A 7,152-nucleotide genomic window follows, 5' to 3' on the forward strand; every position below is an offset into this window, starting at 1 on the left:
CGGTGGAACTGACGCCGAGGACGGGCCAGGTCGTGCCGGCGGGCAGCTGGCATCGGCTGCGGCTCAGGGAACCGTCGGTCCTGCTGGCGATCACCCATCGCAGCGGCACGCAGCGCCGCAAGGATCGCGAGGCGGAGATCGGGGCGCAGCCTGCCCGGACCTGTAACGACAGGGAAAACCATGGCTGAAGGCCTTCCAGGCGCGGGGGGGGGCCGATCGGGAGCCCCCGTCATCGAGCGATGGCCCAGGGCCGGCATGCCGGCATACGGCCCGGCGGTGATGCTGGTCGCGCCCCCGGCTCTCGCCGTTGCCGCCCAAAGGGCTCGTCGTGCTGGTATATGCAGCGCAGGGATCCGCCTCACCCTGACGCGACGCCGGGGCGTGGCTTCCGGTCTGCGGAACCCTGATCGACGCCCGGCTGCCTTGTCCATCGGCCCCCGATGACGGCCCATTTTGATTGTTGGTGCAATGCTGGTCGTGTTTCCAGCGCGGACGGCATTGCTGGCCCAGGTTGTCGAGCTGTCCGCGCTGGAAACGCGGGGATGAAGACTTCCGGAGCCGGAGGCTTGTAGCCGAGCGATCCATGCGGGCGCACGGTATTCTCGTGGCATCGCCACCTTTCCACGATGATCCTGGTCTCGGCGAGCCCTGGCAAATCGTTGCGGCAAGCACGGCTGTCCGGTCTGAGGAAGCCGCGCTGCAGCGTCGCCGGTCTCTCGACCGGCGGCTCGGGGCCGGGCGCGTCGGTTCCGGCTCCGCACACCGTGGGGGAGGATCATCTCGCGCAGGCCAGCCCACCCGCCTAGAGCAATCCCAGCCATCGTGGCAGTCCCAGCGAAAGCGCGGGGATGAAGGTCGTCAGCACCATCACCGGCAAGGCGACGAAGGCCATCATGCGCAGCGCCGGGCCGACCGCCTGATGGACCGAGGCCCTGCCGATCCGGCAGGCCATGAACAGGATCGGCGCCATCGGCGGGCTGTTCGCGCCGATCACCACCGAGGTCGCTACGATGGCGGCGAAATGCACCGGATGTACCTCGACCGACACCATCAGCGGCAGCAGCAGCGGCGCAATCACCACCGTGACCGAGACATCGTCGATCAGCGCCCCGGCGATGATCAGGAACATGTTCACCAGGATCATCACGCCGATCGGATTGCTGACCAGCGACGCCACCAGTTCCGTCAGATCCTGCGGGATGCGCTCGGCCACAAGGATGCGGCCGATCACGAAGGAAAACAGCAGGATCAGCACGATGGAGCCGGTGGTCTCGGCGGCCGCCACCGTACTGTCGCGCAGCCGCGCCAGGCTCATGTCGCGATAGATGAAAAGGCCGATCAGGACCGCGGCGAGCACGGCGAAGGCCGCCGCCTCGGTTGGCGTGAAGAACCCGCCATAGATGCCGCCGATGATGATGACCGGCAGCGAAAAGGCGGGGATGGTGCGCAGGGTGATGCGCCATTTCTCCGCAGCCGGGATCCGGCGCTCGTCGTGGATTTCGTGAATGCGGCGGCCGATCTGGGCGCGATTGAAGATCATCAGCCCGATCATCAGCATGATCCCCGGCACGATCGAGGCCGCAAAGCAGGCCGCCACCGATTGCTGGGTCGCCACCGCGAAAAGGATCATGGTGATCGAGGGCGGGATGAGGATGCCGAGAAGCGAGGAAATCCCCAGCAGCGCCGCCGAATAGCCGCGCGGATAGCCGCGTTCGGCCATCGGGTCGATCATCAGCGTGCCGATGGCCGCCACCGCCGCCGTGGCCGTCCCGGCGATGGCGCCGAACACGCCCGCCGCCCCGACCATCGCATTGCCGAGCCCGCCCCGCCGCCGCCCGATCGCCATCTCGATGCAGGCGACCAGGCGGTTCGCGATGCCCCCCGACTGCATCAGGTAGCCTGCAAGGATGAACAGCGGCAAGGCCAGTAGGATCACCGAGTTCAGCGACCGGAAGCCCTGCAACATCAGCGTGTTGAGATTGGCGTCATAGATCCAGGCCAAGGCCGCGACGACGCCGGCGAAGGACCATGCGACGGGAAGGCCGATCCCCAGAAGAGCCAGGAGCAGCCCCAGGACCAGTAGAGCCTCCATGTCAGGCCTCCTTGCCGGGTTGGGCGATCTGAAGACCCGCGCGGGCGATATCGCGCAGGGCGTAGATGACAGCGGACACTGCGGCGAGAGCCAGCGGCGCCTGCGCATACCACAGGGGCAGGTTCAGGACCGGGATGATCTGCGGCCGCTTCATCCCCCAGGCCAGCATCTTCCACACCCAGAGCGCAAAGATCGCCGCGATGACCAGCGTCAGAACCGCGACCACCAGGCCGTGGATCGCCCTGGCGCGGGGCGAGCGCAGCGATGTCGCGAGGAAATCCACGACCAGATGCTCGGACCGCCGCGAGGCCATGACGGCGCCCGCCATGTAAAGCCACATGGCGGCAAGCAGGCTTGCCTCGTGCATGCCGAGCAGCGACTGGCTGAAGAAGACGCGAAAGACCACCAGGGCGACCAGCGACAAGGTGACGATGGCGCTGGTCGCCAGGATGACGGCTCGCAGGAGCCAGGCAAAGACCCGGTCGGCCATGGCAAGAAAGGCGATCATGCGAACCTCCATGCGGCGAGGGTGACGAGGATCACTCGGCGGCGGCGTTCCGCCGGACGAGGTCCAGAAGCTCGGCGCCGATCATCGGCTCCATCTGCGGCCAGACCGCCTCGCGCACGGTCTTGCCCAGCGTGGCCAGTTCCTCGGGGCTCAGCTCGACATAGGTATGGCCGCGCTTCTTCCATGCCTCGACATAGCCCTCGTCCGAGCGGCGGGCGGCGTCGAACTGCGCCAGCATGACCTTTTCCGCGCCGGCAGCGATTGCCTCCTGATGCTCGGGGGACAGGGCCTCCCAGTTTTCGAGGTTCGCGGTCAGGATGCCGGTCAGGAACTGCTGCCGGCTGTGGACGTAATCGGTCAGCACGTCGCCGAAATATTCGTAGTCGTAGAAGATCACGTTGGCGCTGTCGCCGTCGACGACCCCGGTCTGGATGGCCGAGTAGAGTTCGCCCCAGTCGATGGTCGCGGTCTGATAGCCCATGGCGGCGATGGTTTCGGTAAAGGGCGAGACCGGCGGGACGCGCACCTTGAAGGCCCTGGCGGCCTCGACCGTGGTGGCGTGGCCGCCCTTGGTGCCGACGCCGTTGAAACCCTCGGGCCAGGCACCGAGGTATTTCAGCCCGGTATCGGCATAGACCTCGGACAGCGCCGTGCTCAGCCAGCCGTCCTTGCCATAGGCGGCCAGGGCATCATCCCAGTCGGTGAACATGTAGGGCGTATAGATCAGCGAGATGCGCTGGTCGTATGAGGTCATCGGCCAGTTCAGCATCAGATCGACATCGCCGGCCATGAGCAGGTCGAAGACCTCCTGCTGGCCGCCCAACTCGTTCTGGTAGAAGATCTCGACCGTCAACGCGCCGTCGGTGGCGGTTTCGATCTCCTTGGCCCAGGCCTCGATGGCATTGCCCGCATCCGAGCCTTTCGCGCCGGAATCGGTTGCCATCTTCAGCGTTTCCGCCATCGCGGGCATGGCCGCCGTCGCGCCGGACGCCAGCGCCGCGAGCAGCACCGCGGCCGTCATTCCATTCATCTTTCTGACCATTCCCTTCCCCTCCCCAGGAAGCGGGCCGTCTTCAGGCCTCGTGTCGGTTCTTGAAAATCTCATAGGCAAAGCGCGCCCTCACGCCGATGTCCAGGAAAGGCCGCGGCGGCACCGGCGACGGCGTGCCAAGGCCGATCATGTCCGAGATCAGCGGATCGTCCTCGCCAAGCGCCATGGCCGCGGCCAGCCGGCCGCTGATCGTGCCCTTGGCGACGCCGACGGCATTCTGGCAGACTGCGCTCCAGACGTTCGGGGCGACCTGTCCGAAGCCCGGCGCGCCGTTGCGCGACAGGCAGATATAGCCGGTCCAGGTATGCTCCATGGTGACGCCCCGCAGCATCGGGAAGCGTTCGTCGAACAGGCGCTGGTGCTCGGCCCGGATCTTTTGCCGGCGTTCGTCGGACTGGCGCAGGCCGGGGCAGAAATGGATGTTCTGCCGGATCAGGATGCGGCGATCGTTGGTATAGCGCATGGTGATACCGGCAAAGGCATTGGCCGGGGTCGAGCCCCAGGGCGCGATATTGCCGAAGGCCGCCTGCTCGGCTTGCGTCAAACGACGCGAGAGGCTCGCATGCGCCGCAAAGTTCAGCAGCCTGCCCCTCCAGAAGCCGAAGCGCATGGCCAGGCCGTTCACCGCCAGGATGGCCTTGAGCGCCCGGACCGAGCCATGCGCGGTCCGAAGCGTGATCGTCGGGCCGAAATCCGCCTCCAGCACCGGGCAATTCTCGTAAAGCGTGACGTTTTCCGGCAGGGTGTCGCCCAGCCCCCGGTTCAGTGCCGCCGGGTTCAGAAGCACCGTGCCGGGCGTATAGACCGAGGCCGCGAAGTGCCGCGTGCCCAGGCGCCGGGCGGTTTCCCCGGCATCCAGCCATTCGTAAGGCTCGCCCAGCCGCTTCAACTCCTCGACCGTGGGCCGCAGAACCTGCTCGGCGCCGCGCTCCGAGCTCGCGGTATGGTATTTGCCGTCCTCGCTCCAGTCGCAGTCGATGCCGTGGCGCTGCACGCTTTCGCGCAGCGAGGCGATCCCCGCGCGGGCAAGGCGCAGATAGGCCCGGCCCTTGGCCAGTTCCTCGAGCGACGAGCCGACATTATGCGGCAGGTCGATGGCAAAGCCCGAATTGCGGCCGGAGGCCCCTTCGCCCAGCTGCTGCGCGTCGAACACCACGATCTTCGCATGGGGGCGCAACTCGGCCAGACGGCGCGCCGCACCCAGCCCGGCATAGCCCGCGCCGATCACCACGACATCGGCGGTGATGTCTTTGGACAGCGACGGCCTGGGTTGGCGCGGCGGCAAAAGCGCGGACCAGCCATTGGTGCGGTCGTCCTTGGGAAGCAGCGAGATCCGCGTCATGCAGCCGCCTCTGTGGCCCAGCTTGCAGGCTGGAGGCTGTAGAACACCAGCGCATCCTCCGAGACATAGCGCACCTCGGTGCCGGCGGGCAGCCAGATCGTGTCCATGGGCCCGGCTTCCAGCCGGCCTTGCGGCGTTTCGACCGCGAATGTCCCCGAGATGACCAGGATCAGCTCGTCGTATTTGACCTGCCAGGGAATGTCCGCATCCCGGAACCTCGCGAAGCCGCCCGCAAGCTCGCTGCGATCCGCAAGGCCGGCGACCTCCACGACCTCGGCCATCGCGGGATAGGCGAAACGCGGCTGGAAACGCAGGTCGGAAAAGCGGTTCAGGCGCGCCGGCGCCTTGTCGGCATTCGTCATCTTTCTCTTCCCCACGGTCATGCCATCTGTTCTGGTGCAGAAAGGAATCGTCCAACGCCATACAGTGGTGTATTGGAAGATACAGACGTGTATGGAGCAGTCAATGAAAAAGCGCCAGCTGATAGAGCGTGTCAGCAAGGAAGCCGAGGAGGATCATGCCCAGCCCCGGCTGACACGTGCGGACTGGCTGGAAAAAGCCCTGGAAATGCTGATCCAGAACGGCATCGACGCGGTCAGGATCACCCGGCTTGCGGATCTGCTGGGGGTGACGCGCGGCAGCTTCTACTGGCACTTTGCCGACCGCAACGAATTGCTGGAGGCCATGCTGGACGTGTGGCAGCAGTCCAACACGGCCAGCGTCATTCAGGCCGCGACTGCGCCGGGCACGCTTCAGGACCGCATCCTGGCCCTGTTCATCTGCTGGTTGGATCCCGAACTGTTCGATCCGCGGCTCGACTTCGCCGTGCGCGACTGGGCGCGGGGCGATGCCGCGCTTCAGGCGGTCATCGCGCAATCGGACCAGCAGCGGATGGACGCGCTGATCGCCATGTTCGCGGCCCATGGCTTTGCCGAACGCCAAGCGATCATCCGGGCGCGCAACTTCTATTATACGCAGATGGGATATTACGCGCTGAACGTGCGAGAGCCCCTGTCGGTCCGGCTGTCCTATGTCGCCACCTATTTCGAGACCTATACCGACGAAAAGCTGGACCCGCAGGCAGAGGCTGATTTTCGCCAGAAGGTCATCGCGCGAAAAGAGCTGTGGGGCGACGAACGCATACCTGCTCGTTGATCAAGCCGATGCATGCGCTTGGCTCGGTTCAGGCCATCAGCCGCCCCTCCTGACCGGTCGGGATCGCCAACCTGACCGCCTTTGGATTCCCGCCACGTCTTCGCCTATTATAAGAATTTCCACGGAGCCGTCGGCCACCAAGACAGGCTGGACGAGCAGATGGGTGTTCCCGAAACCCTTCTCAAACGGCGAAAGGAGATCAACACCAGGACCGTCGAAAAGCGCCGCTGGCTGCATCGGCAGACCGCGGCATAGGCTGAACCCCCAACGAGCCAGACCGTCGAGCGCCAGCAGCCGATCGAGAACGAATTCGATTTCGGCGAGCCCGCCGAGGACACGGATAAGGACATCGCCCGCAGCAGCCGCATGACCCGCAGGATGCTGAGCGTCGCCCGACAGGCCTCCATGGACAAAGGCGACGGCATCGAACTCTAGGAGGGCGTCATGGCGAAATCACCCCGCAAGAAGCACCTCTCGGTTTATCTGGAGCCGGAGATCATGCAGGCGCTGGCCGCCCATGCCGCGCGGCGCAACCAGTCCCTGTCGCTGATCGCCGAGGCCGGCATCGCCTCCTTCCTGTCGCCCGACGCCGCCGAGCGCCAGGAGGCGGCGCTGATCCGCCGCCTCGACCAGATGGACCGCCACCTGACCCGGCTGGAGCGCGATCTCGGCATCGCCGTCGAGACGCTCGCGGTCTTCGTGCGCTTCTGGCTCACCACCAGCCCGCCCCTGCCCGAGCCCGCCCAGCAGGCCGCCCGCGCCAGCGCCGCCAAGCGCTACGACGCTTTCGTCACTACGCTCGGGCGCCGACTGGTGGAGGGGCCGAAACTCAGGCAGGAGGTTGCGAAGGAGGTGGAGAAAGCGCCATAGCCCCTATCTCTCGGATGAGAAGTTTGCCTTGAGATAGGCCAGGATCAGCGCCTTGGTTTCCGGCTCGGGCTCGACCATGCCCTGCGCCTCGACCATCCAGCGCCACAGCTCGTCCCAGCGGTGGTCGGTGACGC

The 7,152-nt window shown here is 66.1% G+C and carries 8 protein-coding genes and 1 pseudogene; 3 read left to right on the plus strand and 6 right to left on the minus strand.

Translation table 11 applies throughout. The features are described 5' to 3' along the window. Positions 1-188: hypothetical protein (locus IT40_RS29410; protein ID WP_036761144.1), on the plus strand; the 188-nt coding region annotated here is incomplete at its 5' end. Between the two features lie 338 nt (positions 189-526). Here IT40_RS29410 and IT40_RS29050 read toward each other — a convergent pair. The 6 genes and pseudogenes from IT40_RS29050 to IT40_RS25600 all read right to left on the minus strand — a co-directional run. After that, positions 527-646, minus strand: a pseudogene (locus IT40_RS29050) (integrase core domain-containing protein); the annotation flags it as partial. A 156-nt stretch (positions 647-802) separates the two neighbouring features. Continuing rightward, positions 803-2,092 (minus strand): TRAP transporter large permease, encoded by a 1,290-nt coding sequence (locus IT40_RS25580; RefSeq protein ID WP_036761147.1) that lies wholly within the window; start codon positions 2,090-2,092, stop codon positions 803-805. Between the two features lies 1 nt (position 2,093). Next, positions 2,094-2,600 carry a TRAP transporter small permease gene (locus IT40_RS25585; RefSeq protein ID WP_084197473.1) on the minus strand — a complete coding sequence of 169 codons (507 nt, stop codon included), beginning with the start codon at positions 2,598-2,600 and terminating at the stop codon, positions 2,094-2,096. A gap of 31 nt (positions 2,601-2,631) precedes the next feature. Next, positions 2,632-3,621 carry a TRAP transporter substrate-binding protein DctP gene (gene dctP / locus IT40_RS25590; RefSeq protein ID WP_208021440.1) on the minus strand — a complete coding sequence of 330 codons (990 nt, stop codon included), beginning with the start codon at positions 3,619-3,621 and terminating at the stop codon, positions 2,632-2,634. Between the two features lie 52 nt (positions 3,622-3,673). Then, positions 3,674-4,993: an NAD(P)/FAD-dependent oxidoreductase gene (locus tag IT40_RS25595; protein ID WP_036761149.1), complete on the minus strand. Its 1,320-nt coding sequence runs from the start codon at positions 4,991-4,993 to the stop codon at positions 3,674-3,676. Next, positions 4,990-5,355: a cupin domain-containing protein gene (locus tag IT40_RS25600; RefSeq protein WP_052096344.1), complete on the minus strand. Its 366-nt coding sequence runs from the start codon at positions 5,353-5,355 to the stop codon at positions 4,990-4,992. The genes IT40_RS25595 and IT40_RS25600 overlap by 4 nt, the downstream gene beginning before the upstream one ends. Before the next feature lie 103 nt (positions 5,356-5,458). On the opposite strand from IT40_RS25600, the gene IT40_RS25605 reads away from it, so the two are divergent. Both IT40_RS25605 and IT40_RS25610 read left to right on the plus strand, forming a co-directional pair. Further along, positions 5,459-6,148, plus strand: coding sequence for a TetR/AcrR family transcriptional regulator (locus IT40_RS25605; RefSeq protein ID WP_052096343.1), 690 nt, complete (start codon positions 5,459-5,461; stop codon positions 6,146-6,148). 444 nt (positions 6,149-6,592) lie between these two features. Then, positions 6,593-7,018 carry a hypothetical protein gene (locus tag IT40_RS25610; protein WP_036761151.1) on the plus strand — a complete coding sequence of 142 codons (426 nt, stop codon included), beginning with the start codon at positions 6,593-6,595 and terminating at the stop codon, positions 7,016-7,018. Positions 7,019-7,152: the final 134 nt, after the last annotated feature.

The organism is Paracoccus versutus, assembly GCF_000763885.1.
In the GTDB taxonomy this organism is placed as follows: Bacteria; Pseudomonadota; Alphaproteobacteria; order Rhodobacterales; family Rhodobacteraceae; genus Paracoccus; species Paracoccus versutus.

Excerpts from the sequence above, each read along its gene's own strand:
- IT40_RS25585 (WP_084197473.1), bottom strand. The coding sequence starts at position 2,600 with ATGATCGCCTTTCTTGCCATGGCCGACCGGGTCTTTGCCTGGCTCCTG.
- IT40_RS25605 (WP_052096343.1), top strand. The coding sequence starts at position 5,459 with ATGAAAAAGCGCCAGCTGATAGAGCGTGTCAGCAAGGAAGCCGAGGAG.
- IT40_RS25610 (WP_036761151.1), top strand. The coding sequence starts at position 6,593 with ATGGCGAAATCACCCCGCAAGAAGCACCTCTCGGTTTATCTGGAGCCG.
- IT40_RS25600 (WP_052096344.1), bottom strand. The coding sequence starts at position 5,355 with ATGACGAATGCCGACAAGGCGCCGGCGCGCCTGAACCGCTTTTCCGAC.
- IT40_RS25595 (WP_036761149.1), bottom strand. The coding sequence starts at position 4,993 with ATGACGCGGATCTCGCTGCTTCCCAAGGACGACCGCACCAATGGCTGG.
- IT40_RS25580 (WP_036761147.1), bottom strand. The coding sequence starts at position 2,092 with ATGGAGGCTCTACTGGTCCTGGGGCTGCTCCTGGCTCTTCTGGGGATC.
- dctP (WP_208021440.1), bottom strand. The coding sequence starts at position 3,621 with ATGACGGCCGCGGTGCTGCTCGCGGCGCTGGCGTCCGGCGCGACGGCG.